The organism is Cognatundibacterium griseum, from assembly GCF_014284195.1.
Taxonomy (GTDB): Bacteria; Pseudomonadota; Gammaproteobacteria; order Burkholderiales; family Burkholderiaceae_D; genus Undibacterium; species Undibacterium griseum.
Map to the genome: position 1 here is coordinate 54,957 of NZ_JACOGC010000001.1, position 22,935 is coordinate 77,891.

At 55.9% G+C, this 22,935-nt stretch carries 19 protein-coding genes; 10 read left to right on the plus strand and 9 right to left on the minus strand.

Going from position 1 to position 22,935, the window contains the following annotated elements; translation table 11 throughout:
* Positions 1–193 precede the first annotated feature (193 nt).
* Together H8K27_RS16425 and H8K27_RS00230 are read left to right on the plus strand one after the other, a co-directional pair.
* Positions 194–1,924 (plus strand): methyl-accepting chemotaxis protein, encoded by a 1,731-nt coding sequence (locus H8K27_RS16425; RefSeq protein ID WP_186861241.1) that lies wholly within the window; start codon positions 194–196, stop codon positions 1,922–1,924.
* Positions 1,925–2,069: 145 nt separating this feature from the next.
* Positions 2,070–3,605: a B12-binding domain-containing radical SAM protein gene (locus tag H8K27_RS00230; RefSeq protein ID WP_186861242.1), complete on the plus strand. Its 1,536-nt coding sequence runs from the start codon at positions 2,070–2,072 to the stop codon at positions 3,603–3,605.
* Between the two features lies 1 nt (position 3,606).
* Here H8K27_RS00230 and H8K27_RS00235 read toward each other — a convergent pair whose 3' ends face one another.
* Positions 3,607–4,434 (minus strand): substrate-binding periplasmic protein, encoded by an 828-nt coding sequence (locus tag H8K27_RS00235; RefSeq protein ID WP_186861243.1) that lies wholly within the window; start codon positions 4,432–4,434, stop codon positions 3,607–3,609.
* Between the two features lie 57 nt (positions 4,435–4,491).
* A complete protein-coding gene (locus H8K27_RS00240; RefSeq protein ID WP_186861244.1) occupies positions 4,492–4,806 on the minus strand; it encodes a metal-sensitive transcriptional regulator in 315 nt (104 codons plus the stop codon).
* Between the two features lie 324 nt (positions 4,807–5,130).
* On the opposite strand from H8K27_RS00240, the gene H8K27_RS00245 reads away from it, so the two are divergent.
* Entirely contained in the window at positions 5,131–8,100 is a 2,970-nt protein-coding gene (locus H8K27_RS00245) for a bifunctional diguanylate cyclase/phosphodiesterase (RefSeq protein WP_186861245.1), read from the plus strand.
* Here H8K27_RS00245 and H8K27_RS00250 read toward each other — a convergent pair.
* A complete protein-coding gene (locus H8K27_RS00250; RefSeq protein ID WP_186861246.1) occupies positions 8,086–8,961 on the minus strand; it encodes a Dyp-type peroxidase in 876 nt (291 codons plus the stop codon). The genes H8K27_RS00245 and H8K27_RS00250 overlap by 15 nt on opposite strands.
* 213 nt (positions 8,962–9,174) lie before the next feature.
* Between H8K27_RS00250 and alaC the strand changes: the two genes are divergently transcribed.
* Both alaC and hisC read left to right on the plus strand, forming a co-directional pair.
* Positions 9,175–10,428 (plus strand): alanine transaminase, encoded by a 1,254-nt coding sequence (gene alaC, locus H8K27_RS00255; protein ID WP_186861247.1) that lies wholly within the window; start codon positions 9,175–9,177, stop codon positions 10,426–10,428.
* 115 nt (positions 10,429–10,543) lie between these two features.
* Positions 10,544–11,623, plus strand: a complete 1,080-nt coding sequence (hisC, locus tag H8K27_RS00260) for a histidinol-phosphate transaminase (RefSeq protein WP_186861248.1) — start codon at positions 10,544–10,546, stop codon at positions 11,621–11,623.
* An 84-nt stretch (positions 11,624–11,707) separates the two neighbouring features.
* Here hisC and H8K27_RS00265 read toward each other — a convergent pair whose 3' ends face one another.
* Together H8K27_RS00265 and H8K27_RS00270 are read right to left on the minus strand one after the other, a co-directional pair.
* The gene (locus H8K27_RS00265; protein WP_186861249.1) at positions 11,708–12,202 is read right to left on the minus strand and encodes a hypothetical protein; all 495 of its coding nucleotides are present in this window, start codon (positions 12,200–12,202) and stop codon (positions 11,708–11,710) included.
* Between the two features lie 13 nt (positions 12,203–12,215).
* A complete protein-coding gene (locus tag H8K27_RS00270; RefSeq protein WP_186861973.1) occupies positions 12,216–12,701 on the minus strand; it encodes an asparaginase domain-containing protein in 486 nt (161 codons plus the stop codon).
* A gap of 115 nt (positions 12,702–12,816) precedes the next feature.
* Here H8K27_RS00270 and H8K27_RS00275 point away from each other — a divergent pair, with 115 nt between their 5' ends.
* Together H8K27_RS00275 and sugE are read left to right on the plus strand one after the other, a co-directional pair.
* Positions 12,817–13,593 (plus strand): L-asparaginase, encoded by a 777-nt coding sequence (locus H8K27_RS00275; protein ID WP_230418773.1) that lies wholly within the window; start codon positions 12,817–12,819, stop codon positions 13,591–13,593.
* A gap of 365 nt (positions 13,594–13,958) precedes the next feature.
* Positions 13,959–14,279, plus strand: coding sequence for a quaternary ammonium compound efflux SMR transporter SugE (gene sugE, locus H8K27_RS00280; RefSeq protein ID WP_186861974.1), 321 nt, complete (start codon positions 13,959–13,961; stop codon positions 14,277–14,279).
* Positions 14,280–14,699: 420 nt separating this feature from the next.
* On the opposite strand, the gene H8K27_RS00285 is transcribed toward sugE, so the two are convergent.
* Both H8K27_RS00285 and H8K27_RS00290 read right to left on the minus strand, forming a co-directional pair.
* Complete coding sequence (locus H8K27_RS00285) at positions 14,700–16,493, minus strand: AAA family ATPase (RefSeq protein WP_186861250.1); 1,794 nt, start codon at positions 16,491–16,493, stop codon at positions 14,700–14,702.
* A 381-nt stretch (positions 16,494–16,874) separates the two neighbouring features.
* The gene (locus H8K27_RS00290; protein WP_186861251.1) at positions 16,875–17,849 is read right to left on the minus strand and encodes a D-2-hydroxyacid dehydrogenase family protein; all 975 of its coding nucleotides are present in this window, start codon (positions 17,847–17,849) and stop codon (positions 16,875–16,877) included.
* A 345-nt stretch (positions 17,850–18,194) separates the two neighbouring features.
* Between H8K27_RS00290 and H8K27_RS00295 the strand changes: the two genes are divergently transcribed.
* Both H8K27_RS00295 and H8K27_RS00300 read left to right on the plus strand, forming a co-directional pair.
* Positions 18,195–20,060, plus strand: a complete 1,866-nt coding sequence (locus H8K27_RS00295) for a phosphoenolpyruvate carboxykinase (GTP) (protein ID WP_186861252.1) — start codon at positions 18,195–18,197, stop codon at positions 20,058–20,060.
* Between the two features lie 95 nt (positions 20,061–20,155).
* Positions 20,156–20,902, plus strand: a complete 747-nt coding sequence (locus tag H8K27_RS00300) for a substrate-binding periplasmic protein (protein WP_186861253.1) — start codon at positions 20,156–20,158, stop codon at positions 20,900–20,902.
* 74 nt (positions 20,903–20,976) lie between these two features.
* Here the strand turns inward: H8K27_RS00300 and H8K27_RS00305 are convergent, their stop codons facing one another.
* Together H8K27_RS00305 and H8K27_RS00310 are read right to left on the minus strand one after the other, a co-directional pair.
* The gene (locus H8K27_RS00305) at positions 20,977–21,369 is read right to left on the minus strand and encodes a DUF2798 domain-containing protein (protein ID WP_186861254.1); all 393 of its coding nucleotides are present in this window, start codon (positions 21,367–21,369) and stop codon (positions 20,977–20,979) included.
* 76 nt (positions 21,370–21,445) lie between these two features.
* On the minus strand, positions 21,446–21,763 hold the full coding sequence (locus H8K27_RS00310) for a hypothetical protein (RefSeq protein WP_186861255.1): 318 nt from the start codon (positions 21,761–21,763) through the stop codon (positions 21,446–21,448).
* Between the two features lie 152 nt (positions 21,764–21,915).
* Between H8K27_RS00310 and H8K27_RS00315 the strand changes: the two genes are divergently transcribed.
* Positions 21,916–22,893, plus strand: coding sequence for a LysR family transcriptional regulator (locus H8K27_RS00315; RefSeq protein WP_186861256.1), 978 nt, complete (start codon positions 21,916–21,918; stop codon positions 22,891–22,893).
* Positions 22,894–22,935: the final 42 nt, after the last annotated feature.

Sequence of the window (22,935 nt, forward strand, 5' to 3'; positions counted from 1 at the left end):
TTGCGTCTTTACCATCCTAGTATCTGCTTTTTCCCAATGTGAACTTTTGTCAGTTTTACTTAACGAAACACTTTTCCGGCAAAGTTACTTTTAAAATCCTATAGTGTAAAAAACAGCGTTGCTATAAACCAGTTTTTGTACGTCCGCCCTCCCTTCATCGCCGATTGCTTTATCAGAAAAAAGGAAAACCACCATGACCATCGCCAGACGGCTGTATCTGCTGATTTTCGTGTCGTTTCTCGGCCTGTCCATCACCGCCGGCATTGGCATATATCAGATGAACAAGGTCTATACGATCACCAATTTTACTAACGTGAATGTTGTCCCGAGCATCATTGAGTTGCAACACAGTAATCGCTATGCCCTCGAAACCCGCTCCAAGATGTGGCAATACCTTATCGCCGATAATGCGGAGAAAAGAGACCGCATTCGTCAGACTATCCAGTCCGATGAGACAAAGTTGCAGGAATCGCTGAACCGCTATGAAAAAAACGACATCGCCGACGAGAAAGATGCTGCCCTGCTGAAAGAAGTCCGCCGGACATACGCCGAATTTGCAGCGCTGCTCGGCAAGGCAATGGCGATGATGGATGAGGGACGGGCGGCCTCCGAAGCGGGTGACTTTATTCTGACCAATCAGGCGACGGTCAATAATTTTCTGAATGCCCTGGAAGCCCACAGCGCGTATAACGCCGAAATCGGACAACACGCTTCCAAAAATGCGGAAGAGACACTGACCAACTCGCATATTTTTGCGATTGTCTCTGCCCTGATTGCCGTCAGCGGTATCAGCGTCATGGGCATCCTGATTATCCGCAATATCGTCGCATCGCTGACCTATGCCGTGGAAGTGGCCGAAACCGTTGCGCGCGGCGACCTGACCAGCACGATCAGTGTGCAATCCGACGACGAAGCCGGTAAGGTATTGCATGCGCTGAGAGACATGAACAACAGCCTGCTCAATATCGTGTCGCAGGTCCGCAGCAGCACCGACCATATCGCATCGGCATCGACGGAGATTGCAACCGGAAATATGGATCTGTCGGCACGCACCGAGCAGCAGGCCGGTTCGCTGGAAGAAACCGCCTCCTCCATGGAAGAGCTGACCAGCACCGTGCGCCAGAATGCGGACAATGCCCGTCAGGCGAATCAGCTGGCAGTGTCGGCATCCGAAGTAGCGGTCAAAGGCGGCTCGGTGGTGTCGGATGTGGTGGATACGATGAACGGCATCAACGATTCTTCCAAGAAAATCGTCGATATCATCAGCGTGATTGATGGCATCGCCTTCCAGACCAATATTCTGGCATTGAATGCCGCGGTGGAAGCGGCGCGCGCCGGCGAACAGGGCCGTGGTTTTGCGGTGGTGGCGGCAGAAGTACGCAATCTGGCGCAGCGCAGTGCCAGCGCCGCCAAGGAGATCAAGACCCTGATTGATGATTCGGTCGAAAAAACAGAACGCGGCACCCATCTGGTGAATGAAGCCGGAATCACCATCAGCGAGGTGGTCAACAGTGTGCGGCGCGTGACGGATGTGGTCAGTGAAATTACCGCGGCCAGCCAGGAGCAGTCTGCCGGTATCGATCAGATCAATCTGGCAATCACGCACATGGATGAGGCCACGCAACAGAATGCCGCACTGGTAGAACAGGCGGCAGCAGCAGCGGCATCGATGCAGGATCAGGCCAATACCTTGGCTCAGGTAGTCAGCGTCTTTAAAATCAACCCGCATCAGGCTGCTGCACCGGCATCGCGCGTGACGCCTGCGCCAGCCGTAACCGCTGCCAGACCGGCGGCGTCGACAACGCAGCGCGCCTTACCGCACAAGACGGCGACGGTGCAAAAACCAGAGAAAGCGGAAAAGACCGCATCGACCAGAAAAGCCATGCCCACCTCCGATGCAGGCGGCGACTGGGAAGAGTTTTAAATATATTTTCTACCCTGATATTGCCGGACAAGGACGCTGAAGCACGCGTCCGGCCATCCCGCAGCGGCGCTGCTCCCGGCGATGGAAAGGGCGGCAGCGCGGCATCAGCGTACAATAGCGGATTGACTGCTGTTTCTGTTGCGCCATGACTATCCTGCTGACCACCCTGAACGCCCGCTATGCCCATGCCTCGCTGGGTTTGCGCTATCTGCTCGCCAACATGGACGAGCTGGCGGCGCAGACGCAGCTGCATGAATTCGTGATCGGGGCGCGCAGCACCGATATCGTTGAAAAAATCCTGAGTTATCGGGTTCCTGGTGAACCGCTGATTGTCGGTTTCGGCGTGTATATCTGGAATGTGACCGAGATCACGCAGGTCGTTGCCGTGCTCAAACGGGTGGCTCCCGAAGTGGTGATTGTGCTGGGCGGCCCGGAAGTGTCGCATGAAACCGGCGATCAGGACATTATCCGCCTCGCCGACTATGTGATTACCGGCTGGGGCGACGTCACGTTTCCGGCGCTGTGCCGCCAGATATTGCAGGGCCCGCAGCCGCTGATGAAAATCCATGCCGGCCAGCAGCCGCCGATGAACGATATCCGCCTGCCTTACCACCTGTACACCGATCAGGATATCCGTCACCGCACACTGTATGTGGAAGCGTCACGCGGCTGTCCTTTCAAATGTGAATTCTGCCTGTCGGCGCTGGATAAAACCGCCTGGCCGTTCGATATCGACCAGTTTCTCGCTGAGATGGAGAGCCTGTACCAGCGCGGGGCGCGGCTGTTCAAATTCGTTGACCGCACGTTTAATCTGAACGTCAAGACCAGTCTCAAAATCATGCAGTTTTTCCTGGATAAGCTGGCCGCCGCGCCGCACGATCCGGTGTTTGCGCACTTTGAGGTCGTGCCGGATCATCTGCCGGATGCGCTGAAAGACTCGATCCGGCAGTTTCCGGAAGGGGCGCTGCAGTTTGAAATCGGCATCCAGAGTTTCAATCCCGAGGTGCAGAGCCTGATCAGCCGCAAGCAGAATAACGAAAAAGCCGCCGACAATATCCGCTGGCTGACCACGCAGTCGCATGCGCATCTGCATGTCGACCTGATTGCCGGACTGCCCGGAGAAACCATTGCCAGCTTCGCTGCCGGGTTTAACCAGCTGGTGGCGCTCGGCCCGCATGAAATCCAGTTCGGCATTTTAAAACGCCTGCGCGGCACGCCGATCATCCGCCATACCGACACCTTTGCACTGGCATTTGACCCCCAGCCACCGTACACGATCCTGGCGAACCGGGACATCTCTTTTGCTGACATGCAAAGGCTGGTGCGGTTTGCCCGCTACTGGGACATGATAGCCAATTCGGGCCGGTTTGCGCACACCCTGCCGGTGATTCTGCACGATGCGCCGTTTGAAAATTTCATGGAATTGTCCGACTGGATTTATACCAATACCGATGCCACGCACCGCATTGCGCTTGACCGGCTGGCAGGGCTGGTGGCGACCTGGCTGCAGGAGCAACGCGGCATGCCGCAGGCAACCGTCGTGGCGCTGATCAGCAGCGATTACGCCGGCAACGCCAAGCATATTCAGGGCGGCGAAAAATCAAGGTCAACCGGGCAGACTCAGGAACCGGCCGCAGCGCGGGCCACACCGCAACGCCAGAGCCGCCATCTGGCGGCCTGAGTCACTTGCGGCCTGCGTTCATGATGCGGGCAATGTCGCCGTTTTTCTTCCCGGAACGGATCACGCCGTTGAGCTTGCGTATCCAGAGATCGTAGCGGCCAGGCACGGCGGCAAAACACAGTTCATCCACCAGCAGCGGTTTCGGCAAAACCGTGAAGTCGGGCTCATTGCCGTCAGCACGCACCATGTCACGCGCCGTGACCTGATGCAAATAGGCCGCTACCTCGTCTGCCCGCTCATGGAAATCCCCGAACAGCATGGCATCCATGCGGCGGCTCATCAGCTTTTTCAGGCGGGGGATATCGGAACTGACATCTTCTTCCACTTTGAATTTCACCTGCCGCTGCGCCTCGAATTCATCGCCATAACTGGAACCCCGGGTGATGCCGACAGTTTTTCCCTGCAGATCCGCCACACTGTCAAACGGAAACACCGCATCGCTGCGCACTACCAGCCACACGTAATTGGCATAGAAAGTATCGGAAAATGCCAGATCGGACAGACGCTTTCCCTTGCTCAGTCCAAACGCCAGACCTTCGCCCTGACGCACATTGTCAATCAGGCGGGGATAGGGGTAACGGCGGATATCGAAACGGATCTGGAGACGCCGTTCAAAATAGTCCAGTAAATGCCGCACTTCGGGACGCAAAGGCTGCATGTCGCCGGATTCGTTGCGGTTTTCCCGGATGAGCAACACCACTGTGGCAGACTCGGCCGCTGCGGTCTGTACCGGAGTCGTCAATAGCCAGGACAGGAGCAGGCAGCAGCAGGCGCGCAGGCTGCGCCGCCTGAACCATTCAACACTCCTGCTGTCCGTTGCTGATGCCATGCTATTTCCTCTGCGCGTTACTTCATCATAACGCACAGCGGGAAAATAAAATTTCTTTCAGGCAAATTTTTCCAATAAAATGGCAAGGCGCTGACTGCTGGCCAGCATTTCTTCACGGGTCGTCGCCTGTCCGGCATGAGTCGTCACGGAATCAGTCAGCAGCGTCACGAAGGAACGGTCGAGCGCTTTGCGGGCCGCAGACATCTGCTGTGCAATACCTTCGCAATCGGCCGGGTCATCAGCCTTGGCGATCAGCTTCTGCACGCCGCGCAACTGACCTTCGATACGCGCCAGGCGATGCAGTAAATCTTTTTTCTGGGCATCGCTCAGTGCCTTGCCAGAAATGATCTTTAATGGGGGAGTATCTGACATATTGCTCTTTCTGCTCATGTGGAATAAGGGGTTCTGTGCTACTCAAAGACATACTCTACCCAGTATAGCTCTCACATTCAAGAATGGCGCACAACATCGCATGCCGTCTTTTGCAGCGGCACGACAAACTTGTCCGGCACAGATCCGCTCCGGCAAAGAAATTTCCGCTAAAAAACATTACTTTTCAGGAAAAATTTCGCTGTGGAAATTTTATTGCCGGTTTCGGCCACGACTCACAATTTAACGTCGCTAAACAACGTGCAAATGCCATTTGCCTGCAGCTTATGCCGCATAATAAAGCCTGTCTGATTCTGTTCTCCTGCCATGCCGAATTCGCTGCAAACGCCTCTCTCTGTTTTGCCATCTGCCAAACTTCGATTGCCTCTGGTACTGCTGGTCGCGCTATTGTATTTTCTGGCGAGCAGAATGACGTTTGCCGTGTCTCACAGTTATCCGAATGTCAGTCTGATCTGGCTGCCGTCCGGCATTGCCACGGCAGTGCTGTTCCGGTTTGGCCGCCCGATGATGGCGGTAATTTTTGTTTCCGGCCTGCTCATGGAACTGAGCTGGAACCTGCAACTCCACATCGCCGTGCCGCTGGCGCTGGGCAATCTGCTCGGCCCGCTGCTGGCAAGCTGGATCATGCACCGGCAGCGTTTCAATCCCCGCTTTGCCCGGCGGCGCGATGTCGTCAGCTTTACCGCAGCAGCGATGCTGGGTGCAGCCATCTCGTCGTCTGCCGGCATGCTGACCGTGATGGCGCTTGGGCAGCATCCCGTTTCCGGCAGCGCCTGGTTCAGCTGGTGGGCAGGTGATGCGGTCGGCACATTGCTGATCGGCCCTTTGCTGCTGAGCCTGTCGGCACATTTTCTGACCACATTACAGATACGGGGCAAGGAGCTGCTGATTTTCCTGCTGGTGCTGTGCAGCGTGCACTGGTTTGTGTTCTTATCGCCGTACAATCACCTGAACATGATTTTCATCGTGGTCGGCACGCTGATCTGGGCTGCGATTCGTTTTGACATCACGCTGGTCAGCATTTCCACCCTGGCTTCCGCATTGTTTGCCGCCTGGGCGGCGTCCAGAAATCAGGGACCGTTTTCAGACAGCGATTCTGCCGGTTTGTTTACCTTGTGGGCATACGTCACCACGATTGCCCTGATCACGCTGCTGATTGCCGCCCTGCAATCGGAAACCCGCGCTGCACGCCAGCAAATCCATGATGCTTACCAGCGTATTCACAAAGTGGCTTCGCGGCTGCCCGGTCTGGTCATGCAATACCGGGTCAGGGACGACCATACTTCCAGCGTGCCGTTTGCCAGCGACACCATCCGGCAAATGTTTGAAGTCGCCGCCGATGAGGTCAGAGAAAATGCACGCGCCCTGTTTCAGCGGATTGACCGGCGTGACATCGAAACCGGCAGGCGTCGCCTGCATGAAGCCGCCGCCCAGCTGTCCGCCTGGCAGACGGAATTCCGCCTGCACCGGCGCGATGGCAGTATGCGCTGGCTGTATATCGATGCGCTGCCGGAGCCGGAACCGGATGGCGCGATGCTGTGGCACTGTTTCGTCACCGATATCACCGACCGCAAACAGGCCGATACCGACCTGCGGATTGCAGCCTGCACCTTTGAATCGCAGGAAGGAATTTTCGTCACCGATGCCAACTGGCGGATTTTGAAAGTCAACCAGACCTTCACCCGTCTGACCGGTTACAAAGCCGGCGAGCTGACCGGTTGTCGCCCGCCGGTGCTGCGCAACCGGGAGCAGCATGAAGGATTTTTCCAGGAAATTTTTGACGCCCTGCATCAGCATCATTTCTGGCACGGGGAATTATGGAACTCTCGGAAGAACGGTGACATCTATCCGCAGATGATCACGCTGACCGCCATCATGGACGATCACGGCGAGGTCAGCAATTACATCGGCTCGTTCACCGATATCAGCCAGCACAAGGGCTATGAAGCCGAAATCCGCAATCTGGCTTTTTACGATTCCCTGACGCAGCTTCCGAACCGCCGCCTGCTGATGGACCGGCTGGCGCATCTGATTTCCATCCACCAGCGCAACAGCAGCCACAGCGCGATTTTCTTTATCGACCTCGACAACTTCAAGACCCTCAACGACACCCGCGGCCATGATGCCGGCGACCTGCTGCTGGTTGAAACGGCAAAACGGCTGTGCGATTGCGTGCGGGACAGCGACACCGTGGCACGGCTGGGCGGTGACGAATTCGTGGTGGTGCTGGAAGAACTCAGCGACAACAAGGAAGAAGCCCTGCAACAGGCCGGCAAAGTCGCGGAGAAAGTGCGTCAGGTGTTAAGCGAGCCGTATCAGATCACCGATTTTGAACACCACGGCTCCAGCAGTATCGGCGTCTGCCTGTTTCAGGGCGGCGACATCACCGTCAAAGACCTGTTCAAACGCGCCGATACCGCCATGTACGAAGCCAAGACCGCAGGCAGAAATGCGGTGCGCTTTTTTGATCCGGCAATGCAGGCCATCCTGGTGGTGCGCATGCTGATGGAATCGAACCTGCGCGCGGCGCTGGCGAACAACCAGTTCCAGCTGCATTACCAGGTGCAGGTGAATGCCGATGGCAAGCTGATCGGCGCGGAAGCCCTGCTGCGCTGGAAGCATCCTGACCGCGGCTTTACTTCTCCGGCCGATTTCATTCCGATTGCCGAGGAAACCGGCCTGATCCTGCCGATCGGAAAATGGGTGCTGGAAACCGCCTGCGCCCAGCTCAAAAAATGGGAAGCCGACCCGGATACGGCTGAGCTGACGCTGGCGGTGAATGTCAGCGCCAAACAATTCCAGCAGCATGATTTTGTCGATACGCTGTGCGACATGGTCAGCCGGCATCAGATTAACCCGACCCGGCTGAAACTGGAACTGACAGAAAGCACGATTCTGGACAATGTCGATGCGACGACAGAAAAAATGCATCTGCTCAAAAAAATCGGCATTGCCTTTTCAATGGACGATTTCGGCACCGGCTACTCCTCGCTGGCCTACCTGCAGCGCCTGCCTTTGAATCAGCTGAAAATCGACCAGTCATTTGTGCGCGACCTGAGTGAAGATGAAAATAACGCCACCATCGTCAGAGCGATTATTTCGCTGGGTGTGAATCTGGGACTGAACGTGATTGCCGAAGGCGTGGAAACCAAGGCGCAGCGCGCCTTCCTGATCGCGCATAACTGCTATGCCTTCCAGGGTTACCTGTTTTCCAGACCCTTGCCGCAGGAAGGCTTTCTGGCCCTGATCAAAGAGCCGGCCTCAAACGATACCTAACGCGCTCCAGTCCACCTTGCCATTGCGCAGCGGCGGGCACCAGAAATAGCTGGTGGTCAGCGGCAGGGTAAAGCGGAACAGGTCGTCGGTGATGCCGTCTTCCGCGCCGGACATGCGCCGCAGCTGCGCCTCAAACGCGGCGAACGAGGCAGCAAACGCCACGAACACCAGTCCCGCCTGATGCGCGTCCGCCCAGGGCATGGAACGGCGCAGCACAAATGCTTCCGGCTCAAAATCTTCCTGCGCGGTACGCTTCACATGCGCCGATGCGGGAGCCTCTTCCAGTTCTTCATTGTCCAACGCACGCCGTCCTATCGTCTGATCGCGCTCGTCCTGCGACATGGCATCCAGTTTGTCGAAACGGTGTTCCCATTGCTGAACTGCGGCAAAGCTGCCGCCGTCTGCCGTCAGCGCCACCTGCAACGCCTCCTCGCCCTGCGGATTTTCGGTGCCGTCTTCATACCCGCTGAGATCGCGTCCGTCCTGATAGCGGAAAGCGCAGATTGCCTGCCGCAGGATGAAAGCCGGTGCCAGTATCTGTTGTACATGGCGCTGCACATGCACCAGCGCCCCGCGCTCGCTGTCGCGGCACCACAGCCATAATGCCGCCGGTGTCGCTGGCAGGCGCATTTTCGCTCCCGGAATTTCCGTAAAATCATACAGACCGGGAATCGCCGCACCGAACAGGGCGGCCAGCTGCGCACCGATACCGGCCACCACCCGCTCGCCGTCTGCCAGTGACTGCACTGCGCGCAATGCTGCCTCTGCGGCAGAACGGTCTGCCTGCGGCGACAGGTCAAAACTCAGATAAACCGCCTGCGCCGGAATCGCCTGCAAAATCCCTTTCTGATACGCCTTCATTTCCTTCCTCCATCAGTGCCAAAACCGAACCGCTGTCCAGACCATAGTGTAATGCGGCGCGGCCCGTCGCGCTCGCCGCCGGACAAAAGGCTTGTGATCTCATCGCGTTAGTGATTACAATGAATCCGGCTGCAGGTTTTCACAAGAAGCCTTGTCACCACGTCGCTCGGACGGTTCCGGGCGCTACGTCACCCTTACAATTCAATTTCTATCATGACCAATACGTTAACTCCGCCGGGCCGGGGTTCAGCAGGTGAGGGCGCAGCGACGTCCGGACCGCAGTTCTCCTTTTCCCGCATCAATCGTCTGCCACCCTACGTTTTCAATATCACTGCCGAGCTGAAGATGGCGGCGCGCCGTCGCGGTGAAGACATCATCGATATGTCGATGGGCAACCCCGATGGCGCCACACCAAAACACATCGTCGACAAGCTGGTGGAAGTCGCTCAGCGTCCAGACACGCATGGCTATTCAGCCTCGAAAGGCATACCGCGGCTGCGTCGCGCGATTGCACGCTGGTACCGCGACCGCTATGCGGTGGACATCAATCCCGACAGCGAAGCGATCGTCACCATCGGTTCCAAGGAAGGTCTGGCGCACCTGATGCTGGCCACGCTGGACAAGGGCGACACCGTGCTGGTGCCGAACCCCAGCTATCCGATCCACATCTACGGCGCGGTGATTGCCGGTGCCGATATCCGCTCGATACGCATGAGCCCCGGTGTGGATTTTTTTGCCGAACTCGAAAGAGCAATACGCGAAACCTATCCGAAACCGAAGATGATGATTTTCGGCTTTCCGTCTAATCCGACCGCGCAGTGCGTGGAGCTGGAATTCTTCGAGCGCGTCGTCAAACTCGCCAGGGAGCACAACATTCTGGTGGTGCATGATCTGGCGTACGCCGACATCGTGTACGACGGCTGGCAAGCGCCGTCCATCATGCAGGTGGAAGGCGCGCGCGACGTGGCGGTGGAATTTTTCACCATGTCGAAAAGCTATAACATGGCGGGCTGGCGCATTGGCTTCATGGTCGGCAACAAAGAGCTGGTGGCAGCGCTGGCGCGCATCAAGAGCTATCATGATTACGGCAGTTTCACACCGGTGCAGGTGGCGGCGATTGCCGCGCTGGAAGGCGACCAGAGCTGCGTGCATCAGATCCGCGATACCTATCAGGCGCGGCGCGATGTGCTGGTGAAGGGGTTGCATGATATCGGCTGGATGGTCGAAAAACCGAAAGCCTCGATGTATATCTGGGCTGAAATTCCGGAACATTACCGTCATCTCGGCTCGCTGGAATTCGCGAAGCAGGTGCTGGAAAAAGCCAGGCTGTGCGTGTCGCCCGGCATCGGTTTCGGCGAGTACGGCGACGTTTATGTACGCTTTGCGCTGATCGAAAATGAAGCGCGCATCCGTCAGGCTTTGCGCGGCCTGAAGCAGATGTTCAAGGAGGACGGCCTGATCAGCTGACCAGGGATACCGCTTCCCGCGACACTGGCAACACGGTCCTGCACATTTGCCATGCGGTCAGCACAAGAACCTTTTTGTGCTGACCTTTTTCTGATTTTTTGTTTATCACCTTATCATGAGCCAATACTGGAGCAGCCTTGTTCACACCCTGACCCCTTATGTACCGGGCGAACAGCCGAAGCTGCAGCAACTCATTAAACTCAATACCAACGAAAATCCGTATCCGCCGTCGCCGCAAGTGCTGACGGCCATTACCGGAGCGGCGTCTGCCGATCTGCGGCTGTATCCCGATCCCGGCTCGGACCGGCTGCGCGAAACGATCGCCGCATATTACAGCCGCGCAAGCGGTAGCGTCATCACACCGCAGCAGGTATTTGTCGGCAACAGTTCCGACGAAGTGCTGGCGCATACGTTTCAGGCGCTGCTCAAGCACGCGCTGCCTTTGCTGTTTCCGGACATTACCTACAGTTTTTATCCGGTGTATTGCGGCCTGTATGGCATCACCTACCGCAGCATCGCACTGGATGCAGAATTCCGGATTCAGACTGCGGATTATGCGCAGCCGAATGGCGGCATTATTTTTCCGAATCCGAATGCCCCGACCGGCTGCCTGCTGGGTCTGGAACAGATCGCCGCACTGCTGGACAGCAACCGGGATTCGGTCGTGGTGATCGATGAAGCGTATATCGATTTCGGCGGCGCATCAGCGGTCCAGCTCGTGAACCGGTACCCGAATCTGCTGGTGGTGCAAACCTTGTCCAAATCCCGTTCCCTCGCCGGCTTGCGGGTCGGGCTGGCAATTGGTCATCCTGATCTGATTGAAGCACTGAACCGCGTCAAGAACAGCTTTAACTCATATCCGCTCGACCGGCTGGCGGTGGCGGGCGCAATAGCCGCGTTTGAGGATCAGCCGTATTTTGAACAAACCTGCCGCGCTGTTATCGCCACCCGCGACCGGCTCACAAAGGGTTTGCAGCAACTGGGATTTTCCGTGTTGCCGTCGGCAGCCAATTTTGTGTTTGCCCGCCATCCGCAGCACGATGCGGCAACGCTGGCACAGGGGCTGCGGGAACAGCACATCATCGTGCGCCATTTCCGCTTACCGCGGATTGAACAATTTCTGCGCATTTCTGTCGGCACCGATGCACAATGCGATGCGCTGCTGACGGCACTCGCGCAATTACTGGGACAATAAAAAACAGCGGCCTTAACCGCTGTTGTCTGCCTGCCTGACCGGCGCTGCCGGTGTGTTTGACAGGGCTGGCGTGCCGTACGGAGATTATTCCGGCCAGACCGACAGCACCAGTTCTTCGATATTGTCAGGATTACTGATTTTTTTGCGGGCATCGGCCCAGTCTGACGGTTCCGGTCTGGCCTTGCGGGTCTGGACCGGGGTGTCGACCGCCATTTTCATGGCGAACACGACAATGCCGGATCTGACCTCGAACGGCGGCAGTTTTTGCACGATGTCGTCGATCTGGCCCGCATAGTATTCATGCAGCGCCGGACTCATGTCGAGCCAGGAAGCGGTCGCGCCATCGGAACGGATGGCGACGACCAGATAACCGGAAGTGACCGGGATTTTCGCTTTTTTGAGGGTCTGGTAAATCTTCGACTGCAGCGCCCGTGAATAACGTCCCAGGTTATCCGCCGTCACGCCTTTTTGTTGCAGTACCGGGTCGGGCTGGAAAAAATAAAACGCGTCAAACCGCACTTCTGCGGCCGGCGTCCAGGCCGACAGGGACAGTAACAGCGCAGCCAGCAGCAGTCTCATGATGTTTCCTTTTTTATTTATGCACAAACACACCGGCGGCGCGATTTTTCTGCACGTCGTTCCACGGAAAAATCTTGCCGTTCATCGCCACATGCACGCCGGGCGGCAGCAATTGGGCGGCGGCGCAGGCAAAGCCGAGATTGAAAAACGCATCGGAATTGGCGATTTCATACGGAATCATGGCGCCGGTGAAAACGATGGTTTTATCCAGTCCTGCCGCGCCCAGCACTTCGGCGGTTTCGCGCATGGTGTCAGTGCCGTGAATAATCACGATCGCTTTTTCTGATGCAGCCTGGCATGCCGCTAAGATGGTCTGACGGTGGCTGTCATCCATGTCGAGCGAATCCATCAGCATGCAGATCTCCAGCGCAACCGGCACCGTCAGGCGCGCGCGCTGCAGCACCTCGGGCAAATGGCTGTCGGCAAAGCTGAGTTTGCCGTTGATTTCGTCATAGTGTTTGTCGAACGTGCCGCCGGTGGCGAGGATGCGCAGTGTCATGGTGAGCTTATGCAAAGAGGTGAAGGGAATCGATGCAGTCATTGTAACGCGCCGGGGCAGGTGCTGAAAACTGCTACACTGACGCGCCTTCCCTGTTTGCTGGATGATTCCTGCTATGAAACCGATTGCTCCCGGCACTGTTATTTTTCACCGGCACCGCGGCTATGGCGTGCTGACGGCTGTGAATCTGCTCACGGGCTGGGTCGGTGCGCGCTTCGGGGATGAAAAACGCAGTATCGATCTGAATCTGTCGGCCGATGAAGTCCGGCATGCCGACGGCGAACCCATCCTGTTCCGGCGCGCGCCGCCGGAATGCATGCCGCATGCGCGCCTGATGGCGATGGTGCGCGGGCTGCACGCAGCGGGCTATCAGCGGCTGTATCTGTACAGCTGGCCCAAACCGTCCGGCCTGCACTGGCGCTGGCAACTGTTCACCGGCCAGCGCCACTGGATGCAACGTCCGCTGCGCGAAGGCTGGTATGGTTCGGGAGCCGATTATATTTTCAATCCCGTCATGGGCTGGGGCGATGCGCCCGGCGCCGGCACCGCCGAGCTGATCGCGGCGCTGGCGCAATACGATCCCGCCGGACTGGCGCAGGCGCTGGGCAGGGACGAGGATCATACACGCTGGTTCGCCGGCGTTTGCGACGCGCTGCTGCCCGACTACGCCTACAGCCTCGGCGCCGATACGCCGGAGCAACCGCTGCCGCTGGATTTACCGGTGATGGCGGTGCGCCCGCGCCTGCCGCCCTATGCAGGATCTGCGCTGAGCTATCCACCGGGCTGGGAGCAGACCTGGAGCCCGGACAGCATCGCCCGCCGCCATCAGCAGCGCGCCGTGGTGCGGCATGATGTGATGCCGTCCGGCTGGAGCCTGCCGCTGGAATGGTGACGCATACCGGCTTATTCTGGATTTTTTTCAGATCAGCCCCCTCGGTACAGATACTCCCCCCGATTTTTATCCGAACCAGCCTGATGCCCAGATAAAACAAGGTTGTTTTTATATACTCCCCCGGAGTATATAAATGCATGACGAGCTGCGCCGATCCGAACCGGGCAACGGCAGCGCCCGACATTCCCGTCTCACCAGCCACCGCGCAGCATCCCGACAGGCAAAATCAGCTACAATCCTGCTTCCACAGCATGCCGCGCATTGCCCGCCTCAGGACAACCGCGGCACCCGGCCCGGGGACGACCCCGGCGCATCTCGTCATCCGCAGGGACGACCCTGCAGCCATCACATTTCGGAATCCCATCATGAACTGGATCATTCTGCTCACCGCCGGTCTGTTTGAAATCGTCTGGGCCGTCGGCCTGAAATACACTGAAAGTTTTTCCCGCTTCTGGCCCAGCGCCGTGACGCTGGCTGCTATGGCAGTCAGCGTGGGCTTACTCGGCATCGCCATGAAAAACCTGCCGGTCGGCACCGCCTATGCGGTCTGGGTCGGCGTCGGCGCAGTCGGCACCGCGATCATGGGCATCATCCTGTTCGGCGAATCCGCCAGCCCGGCTCGCCTGCTCAGCCTCGCGCTGATCGTCTGCGGCATCATCGGCCTGAAACTATCCACGCCTGCGTGAACTTGTTTCGCCGGAATATGCCTGTGCTTAACGCCGGCAATAGCGAGTAACTCGTCCTCTGAACGGCTGCCGAATTGCCCGAATTTTGCATGCTCCCTATGTTTTCAAGAAAACACCCCAAATCCCTGCACAACATTGGGTTTGTAGATATACCCTGGGGAGTATCTTTTGTGGATTTTGAGCGCGTGGGACGCGAGAGATTGGATCACAGAGGGTAAGACAATGCCAGACTCAGGCGGATGCGATTATTTTTGAAGGAAGCTTTGAAATTTGGGGTTCAACGCTCTAGTTAGATGGCGCCGCAGCGCGAAGCCCGGAGGACACCGCGGCATGCCGTGAGTATGCCGAAAGCACGGTCTGCTGCAGCGTGCGCGTTGAACGACCAGTTAGACATGAATGTACGGCTTGCACTTAATAATATTAATTTAGTAATTTCATGGTTTGCAAGATATCTGCAGAAAGAAGTTGAGGAAACTCTTCAATAACTTGTATTATCCCAAGCTTGAGTCCAGCATCACCATTTCTGCTGACAATCGCATTTAAGTCTGGAATGCGAGACAAGACCATCCTCTCCCAATCATGGCCTCTCATATTGAGGAACTGACTGGGTAACTGGATTTCCCAGCCATTCTGGAGCTGACATTTCGTGACCGACGTTGCGGCAATACCCGTTGCCTCCATTATGTGATCCGAGATTTTTTGTGCATCTTCATTCGTCAATTTTGCTGCGTCAACGTATGTGTGAAGGTGAGGTATGGAGAAATCATTTAGTGTCTTTCGTCCGAGGCGGACAAGCGCAAGCCCAATAAAAATTGGGTCGAGGATGTAGTTTTCGATAGAGTACCGTCGCCCTCCGCCAAGGACATAAACGGGATGCTTGTCAGATTTGACTCCATCCCAATCCACAATTCCCCGAACCAGATCGCTACCAGCTTCAGACAAGCGGTTTGCAATTGACTCTACGTCCGTACAATTTGAAGTCCCACTGTGTGGCTCAAGAAAAATTGGGCTGTAGCCCAGCGGAAAAAATCTGGTTGTGATTTGATATAGTTTTTGAAAATAGATAACGTCGAATTTGCTTTCTACGAATATTTGTCGCCTCTCTTCAGTAGAAATTTTCAGGTGAGGTATCCCTTCGGTTAAAACCTCTAGACCTCGACTAACACTTACCATCCCTGGGATTTTTGTGTCTCTATTCATTTCAAATAGAGCATTATCAGGGCACATTGCAACTGTAGAGGGTGAATGTGTGGTTAGAATAACTTGCACCCCCGCTTGTCTAACCACAACGTCTAGAAGTGTTTCGATAAGAAGTTTGGAATATTGAGGATGAAGTGGTGCGTCAGGCTCATCAAGAATAAGTATATCTGGCTTTCCAACAGATTCTTGTGTGTTGTAGATTGCAAGCGCTAGCGACATTAACACCTTTTCCCCTGTTGATAAGTCATTGGCAGATATTTCGGTCTCATTTGTCCTATCCACAAGCCTCAGTCGATACGTTGAATCAGTATCAATCGCCTCGGGATTCACGACCTCATAGGTTAATCCTGCTTTTGAAAGTATTTCATTAACTAATACCCAAGGCTTGGGGCCGTAGATCTCTGTAAACTCTTCATCTGAGAGGGTCGGAATTTGGGTTTTGTTTTCCGAATTAAGGAACTTCTTGAATTTATTCTTTGTATATCTGACGTGATATGTCTTGAATATCATTGCCAATTGGGATGCAAATAGGGTTCCCGAATTCCCCTCTGCGACGCTTAGGTTGAAGTAGATATCGTCTTCTGATAACTGCTCAAACTGCTTGTGCGTTTTTCTTGTGATGTTATCAACTATCGAAAATAGTTGAGGATTGTGGACCCATCTACCCAAAACTATTTCAGTCGACCCGACAATTTGCTCGCCGTTATCTTTTGCTTGCTTCAAATTACGTTGAAGGTTTTCTATCTGATTCCACCAGTTTTTTGAGTTTTGAACGATCTGCTGGGGGTCGCAGGATTCATCGATTTGAGGGTTAAGACCACCAAATCCAACCAGCAACACCTTCGCAAGATTGGAGTCGCCGTCTGTTATTTTGGATATCTGCCCATTAGCCAATGCCTCAAGTAAATGACTCTTTCCACTCCCGTTTTTTCCGGTAATTACGCTGAACTGCGGTAGCTCAAAGTTTAACCCGGCAGGAATGGATTTATGTTTTTTGCTTATTTGAATCTTCATGTGCTTAACTATTTGACTTCAATTGCGGCCTGACTTTTATTTAATTTGATAAAAATAAAGCTTAACTTGAAATGTTAAAAAAGACAACTTTCTTCAAATGTCTTGAAATCCGCATGGGGACTTGCTCTATTTGACATTACTGTACATAAATACAGTGTAACTAATCGAATAAAAACATGACTCCACCGACATCGCCAAAACCGCGTTTATTCGATCAGGTGCGGGGACGTTGGCGTTATGAGCATTACAGCTTTGCAACTGAAACGATATGCGTACTAGAAGATGCGTTTCTGAATGCGCTGGTCAGACTCAGGTTTCTTTACGACACATAGCGCATCGCCACTGATTGTGGATGTGCCTGATCTTATCCAAAGCACGCTTTCATCCCTGCATCAGATTGGTCGGCATGCCCTTCGCAAAATTCACGATATTCTGAAATGCCACCGAGAAATACAACTCGTAGCTGTCTTTTTCGACATAGCCCAGATGCGGCGTAGCCAGCACGTTTTCCCGTCGCAGCAGCGGATGCTGCAATGGCAGCGGCTCGCTTTCAAACACGTCCAGCGCGGCGAATCCGGGGCGGCCGGCGTCCAGCGCCTGTTCCAGCGCGTCGGGTTCCACCAGTTCGGCGCGGCTGGTGTTGACGAACAGCGCATCCGGCTGCATGTTTGCCAGATCGGCACGGGTCACGATGCCGCGCGTGGCGTCATTCAGCCGCAGATGCAGGGACAGCACGTCGCAACTGGCAAAAAATTCTTGTTTCGAGGATGCCACCTGATAGCCGTCCTGCAACGCCTGATCGAGACTGGCTTCGCGGCCCCAGACCACCACCTGCATGCCGAAGGCGCGACCATAACCCGCCACCAGCCGCCCGATGCGGCCATAACCCCAGATGCCGAGCCGCCGGTTGCTGAGCACGCGACCCAGCTGGTTTTGTGCGGCATGCACCGACGCCGTCTGCCACACGCCCTGTTGCAGCAGCGACGCATAATTCATCAGTCGTCGCATGGAAGCCATGATCAGCGCCCAGGTCAGCTCCGCCGGCGCCTTCGGGTCGCCGATGCCTTCGGTGACGGCAATGCCGCGTTCGCGTGCGGTGGCCAGATCAATATGTCCCGCCACTTTGCCGGTCTGGGAAATCAGCTTCAGATTCGGCAGGCGCAGCAGCAAAGCCCGCGGCAGGCGGGTACGCTCGCGGATCAGCACCAGCGCATCAAACGGCGCCAGGCGGATCGCCAGCTGACCCACGCCAACGGCGCTGTTATGAAATACTTTCACTTCGTGCTCGCTCAATAACTCAAAGCAACTGAGCTGCCGCACCACATCCTGATAGTCATCCAGGATTGCAATCTTCATAGCGGGATTCCTTTGTGCGGAAAGATCAGATGAAACTGTTTCACTTTCATATTTTATGCAACTATGATAACGAATTTGACGCAAAATTCGCCCGAAACAGCGCGGGCGTGTACAATTATCAGTTCGTAGCTTTTTGATTCTTCCGCCCGCTCACCTGGCAGGCGCTAGCTGGGGTCGGGATCATCGTCCTGATTTCCTATTATCCGACAGAACCGCCGCTAGGGTATCCGCTTTGCTGGAGCCGGGAAACACTTTCCTCCGCGCTCGCAGGCCAGCCTTCCAACGACGATCCTGCCGTGCCGCTACACCGGAATTTTTTATTGAAATGGCATTGGAGGTAGTATCGTGAATCAACCTATCATGAAAGGCGTGGCTGCAATCAACGCACCCGCTCACGTGAAACATCAGAAACTGATCAACTGGGTCGCTGAAATGGCGGCACTGACCAAGCCTGACACCATTTACTGGTGCGATGGCAGTCAGGAAGAATACGACCGTTTGTGCGCCCAGATGGTCGCTGCCGGCACCATGAAAAAGCTGAACGAGGCAAAACGCCCGAACAGCTATCTGGCCTGCTCCGACCCGACAGACGTTGCGCGTGTCGAAGACCGCACTTATATCTGTTCCGAGAAAAAAGAAGACGCCGGCCCGACCAATAACTGGATGGCCCCCGCAGAAATGCGCGCCACGCTGAACCCGTTGTTCGACGGCTGCATGCAAGGCCGCACGATGTATGTGGTGCCGTTCTCGATGGGTCCGCTGGGCTCGCCGATTGCCCATATCGGCGTGGAATTGTCCGATTCTCCGTATGTGGCAGTCAATATGCGCATCATGACGCGCATGGGCAAGGCCGTATTTGATGTACTCGGCAGCGACGGTGATTTCGTCCCTTGCGTCCACACTGTCGGCGCGCCGCTGGCAGCCGGTCAGCAAGACGTGGCATGGCCATGCAATGCAACCAAATACATCGTGCATTATCCTGAAACCCGCGAAATCTGGTCGTTTGGCTCCGGCTACGGCGGCAATGCGCTGCTGGGCAAAAAATGCTTCGCGCTGCGTATCGCTTCCACCATGGGCCGCGATCAGGGCTGGCTGGCAGAACACATGCTGATTCTGGGTGTGGAATCTCCCGCAGTTAATGGTCAGCCAGGTAAAAAGCATTACGTTGCAGCAGCATTCCCGTCAGCCTGCGGCAAAACCAACTTCGCAATGCTGATTCCAGCCATCAAAGGCTGGAAAGTCACCACCATCGGTGACGATATTGCCTGGATCAAACCGGGCCAAGACGGCCGTCTGTATGCGATCAACCCGGAAGCCGGTTACTTCGGCGTGGCACCGGGCACCAATACTGCAACGAATTCGAACTGCATGGCTTCGCTGACTGCCAACACGATTTTCACCAACGTCGCCCTAACGGATGATGGTGATGTCTGGTGGGAAGGCATGACGAAAGAAGCGCCAGCGCACCTGATCGACTGGCAGGGCAAAGACTGGACACCGGCGATCGCCAAGGAAACCGGCGCAAAAGCCGCGCATCCGAATGCCCGCTTCACTGTCGCCGCCACACAAAACCCGGTCATCGATGCAGCATGGGATGATCCGGCCGGCGTGCCGATCTCTGCGTTCATTTTCGGCGGCCGTCGTTCCACCACCGTACCGCTGGTCACAGAAGCCCGTAACTGGGTCGAAGGCGTCTACATGGCAGCGACCATGGGTTCCGAAACCACTGCTGCGGCAGCTGGCCAGCAGGGCGTGGTGCGTCGCGATCCGTTTGCGATGCTGCCGTTCATGGGTTACAACATGAGCGACTATTTCCAGCACTGGCTGGATATGGGCAAGAAAATCGCCGCAGCGGGCGCCAAGCAGCCTGCCATTTTCTGCGTCAACTGGTTCCGCACCGACGAAAATGGCAAATTCGTCTGGCCTGGCTTTGGCGACAATATGCGCGTACTGAAGTGGATGCTGGATCGTATCGAAGGCAATGCCAACGGCGTGGAAAACGTGTTCGGCATCACACCGACCTTTGGCGACCTGAACTGGGACGGTCTGCAATTCACGCAGGAGCAGTTCAACACCATCACGTCGATTGATAAGGCGGCATGGGAAGCAGAACTGAAACTGCATACCGAGTTGTTCGAGAAACTGGCCTACCATCTGCCGGCAGAACTCGAAGCCACCCGCGTGGCGCTGGAAAAACGTCTGGCCGCATAAGCCACCGTCTGACTCACGAAAAAAGCGCGAAAAATTTCGCGCTTTTTTTATGATTTGCTACACTCTGCCTGTTACGGATCAGAAACCGGCTTACGATGCGTCTCCCTCTCTGCCGCCAGCATCACCCGCTGCGCCATCTGTGGTTCTGGTTATGCTGCGTTGCCAGTATGCCTGTACAGGCAATGACTCCGCTGCAAATCATCACTGTGAACGATATGCGCCCCAGCTCTGTTGCTGCAAGAGAAGTATTGCAGCAGGCTTATCAGCGCCTGAACCTGCCGGTGCAATTCATCGAAGTTCCTGCCAAACGGGGTATCGGCCTGTTGCAGGCAGGAAGCGTGGATGGCGTGACTTTCCGCCTGACGCTGGAACCCGACTACGACATGCTGCCGGTGAAAGTCCCGGTGACCAGCGAAGAATTGATGGTCTTTACCAGCGGAAAGACGTTTGAAGTACACGACTTTGCCAGCCTGCAACCTTACCTGACAGGCTATGTAAGCGGTGTGCTGGTGATTGCCGAGCGCACCGGCAACCTGCGCACGGACACCGCCCCATCGTTAGATTCGCTATTTCGCAAGCTGGCCGCAGGGCGAACCGATATCGCCCTGGAGTCGCGCCAGAGCTTATGCCACGCCGTTCGCCTCGGCTTAACGCAGATCGTGATGCTGGAACCACCGCTGCTGCAGCGACCGGGTTTTCATGTACTGCACAAAAAACACCAGGCGCTGATTCCCAGGCTGGAGGCCGTGTTATCGCAGATGGAAAAGCAGGGTGAAATCCGCAAGATCAATGAAGCGGCGATCCAGTCTTATCTGTCGCGCTGCCATCAGGAGCAGCCATAAAAAAAGCCGCACAGAGTGCGGCTGTTGAATGTAGCAATTGCAATGTGGTGGTTGCAGTCTCTGCAGCAGTGTTTTCAGTAACGGCGCGCAGGCAAGGATTTGACTTGCAAACCGGCGATCCGGGTTGCTTCTGCAGCGGCACGCTGAATGTCAGTGACCGTCAAACCCTGACGAACCGGCAAAGCAGCAGCGACAACCGGCTGGCTGACGCTGCGGCTGACGCGGTTCAGGACAGGCCGCAGCATATACGCGACCGGAAACGCGATCGGCCACGTGGTCAGCCACGCTTCCATCCAGGCACCGAAAAAATCGTTGCTGAAACCCAGCCACAACAGACGCATGACGGCAGTGGCGACCAGCGTGATCACACCGGTACTCAGTATGGTCGGCAGCATGGACGCCAGGCTTTTGGAACCTGCAATCTGACGCGGCATCTTCTGTGGCAAAACAGAAACATAGGCTGACATCGTATTATCTCCGCAGGCAGAAATTTGTTGCATTGCAAAACCAGCGATCTGATCCGGCTTGTGCAGAATGTTTCATTTAGCCGCGGGCAGCCAGCGCACGCAATTCTGCCGCCATGTTAGGCGATGTGCTGTCCAGGTCATTGGCAATGTTGCGCACAGCCAGCATGCTGCGCAGATTACGCAGTGCAGATTTTTCTTCGCGGGTCTTATTCGGGAAAACAGCCAGTTTCAAGGCGCGCAGCATACCTGCCAGCAAAGGCTTGAACACGACCAGCATGGTGGTCAGCACGCCCAGACCCAGCAATGGGCGGAATGAGGCGATCAGTGTGCTGATGGCAGCTTCTGCAACAGGCAGGGCGCTGGTGGCGGGGAAGGCGATATTTAAGAAGTTCATGATGTCCTCTTTTCACTTTGACTTTATGGAATAACGCCATAATATTGCATTGCAACATATAATCCCAATTTCCATTTCCTATAATTAATATATCGTTTGTGAATAATTGCAGTGAACGCTATATATGAAGACAATATGTGGAGACCATCAGAATGAACTTTCTGACATTAGATCTGAACTTATTGCGTGTGTTTGATGCCGTCATGATTGAACAGAATCTGACGCGGGCGGCCGACAAGCTGGCCATGACCCAGCCTGCGGTATCGAATGCGTTAAAGCGCCTGCGCTATTCCCTGAATGATGAATTACTGATCCGCACCGCTTACGGTGTCAAACCGACGCCGCGCGCGGAAGCGCTGTGGCCGGTGATCCGCCAGGCGCTGTGCAGCCTGGAGTCGGCGATCGCTCCGGACAGCTTTGATGTTTCCCAGGCAAAAATCACCTTCCGCATGGCAATGGCAGATGCCACTGCCGCGCTCTGGATGCCAACCCTGGTCCGTTCCATCCAGAGCGATGCGCCCGGCATCAACGTGCGCATGGTGCCGTTGACGACCCGCGAGCCGCGCCCGATGCTGCTGCGCGGCGATATCGATATCGCCGTCGGCTTTTTCCCCGGCGTGGTGGCGCAACTCTCAGGCGGGCAAGCGGCGGGTAACAGCCCGATCCGGCACGAGCGGCTGTATTCCGGTCATTATGTCTGCGTCATGCGACGCGACCATCCGCTGGCCGGTTCTGAACTCACGGTGGATGACTACTGCGCCGCCCGCCATCTGCTGGTGAGCTTTTCCGGCCGGGCCCACGGACTGATTGACGAGGTGCTGGCAAAGATGGGGCGGGAGAGGCATATCCTGCTGACCGTCAATCAATTCTTTACCGGCGGCAGGGTGGTCGCGCATTCCGATCTGATCACCGTCCTGCCGCGCCATCTGATCAGCGCCACCGGCATGACCGAGGCGCTGATCTGGAAAGAGCTGCCGTTTGAAACCCCGCAGGTGCATATCGATATGCTGTGGCATGAGCGTGACAGCCGCAATCCGGCGCATCAGTGGCTGCGCGAGAACCTGACCAGCATGACGCATTCCAATCTGGTGCCGGAACTGGAACAGGACAGCATGGACGACGACAGCTGAAACAGGCGCTGCGATGTGCTGCAAAAATTGCACGGACACATG

Excerpts from the sequence above, each read along its gene's own strand:
- H8K27_RS16425 (WP_186861241.1), top strand. The coding sequence starts at position 194 with ATGACCATCGCCAGACGGCTGTATCTGCTGATTTTCGTGTCGTTTCTC.
- H8K27_RS00230 (WP_186861242.1), top strand. The coding sequence starts at position 2,070 with ATGACTATCCTGCTGACCACCCTGAACGCCCGCTATGCCCATGCCTCG.
- H8K27_RS00235 (WP_186861243.1), bottom strand. The coding sequence starts at position 4,434 with ATGGCATCAGCAACGGACAGCAGGAGTGTTGAATGGTTCAGGCGGCGC.
- H8K27_RS00240 (WP_186861244.1), bottom strand. The coding sequence starts at position 4,806 with ATGTCAGATACTCCCCCATTAAAGATCATTTCTGGCAAGGCACTGAGC.
- H8K27_RS00245 (WP_186861245.1), top strand. The coding sequence starts at position 5,131 with ATGCCGAATTCGCTGCAAACGCCTCTCTCTGTTTTGCCATCTGCCAAA.
- H8K27_RS00250 (WP_186861246.1), bottom strand. The coding sequence starts at position 8,961 with ATGAAGGCGTATCAGAAAGGGATTTTGCAGGCGATTCCGGCGCAGGCG.
- alaC (WP_186861247.1), top strand. The coding sequence starts at position 9,175 with ATGACCAATACGTTAACTCCGCCGGGCCGGGGTTCAGCAGGTGAGGGC.
- hisC (WP_186861248.1), top strand. The coding sequence starts at position 10,544 with ATGAGCCAATACTGGAGCAGCCTTGTTCACACCCTGACCCCTTATGTA.
- H8K27_RS00265 (WP_186861249.1), bottom strand. The coding sequence starts at position 12,202 with ATGAGACTGCTGCTGGCTGCGCTGTTACTGTCCCTGTCGGCCTGGACG.
- H8K27_RS00270 (WP_186861973.1), bottom strand. The coding sequence starts at position 12,701 with ATGACACTGCGCATCCTCGCCACCGGCGGCACGTTCGACAAACACTAT.
- H8K27_RS00275 (WP_230418773.1), top strand. The coding sequence starts at position 12,817 with ATGAAACCGATTGCTCCCGGCACTGTTATTTTTCACCGGCACCGCGGC.
- sugE (WP_186861974.1), top strand. The coding sequence starts at position 13,959 with ATGAACTGGATCATTCTGCTCACCGCCGGTCTGTTTGAAATCGTCTGG.
- H8K27_RS00285 (WP_186861250.1), bottom strand. The coding sequence starts at position 16,493 with ATGAAGATTCAAATAAGCAAAAAACATAAATCCATTCCTGCCGGGTTA.
- H8K27_RS00290 (WP_186861251.1), bottom strand. The coding sequence starts at position 17,849 with ATGAAGATTGCAATCCTGGATGACTATCAGGATGTGGTGCGGCAGCTC.
- H8K27_RS00300 (WP_186861253.1), top strand. The coding sequence starts at position 20,156 with ATGCGTCTCCCTCTCTGCCGCCAGCATCACCCGCTGCGCCATCTGTGG.
- H8K27_RS00305 (WP_186861254.1), bottom strand. The coding sequence starts at position 21,369 with ATGTCAGCCTATGTTTCTGTTTTGCCACAGAAGATGCCGCGTCAGATT.
- H8K27_RS00310 (WP_186861255.1), bottom strand. The coding sequence starts at position 21,763 with ATGAACTTCTTAAATATCGCCTTCCCCGCCACCAGCGCCCTGCCTGTT.
- H8K27_RS00315 (WP_186861256.1), top strand. The coding sequence starts at position 21,916 with ATGAACTTTCTGACATTAGATCTGAACTTATTGCGTGTGTTTGATGCC.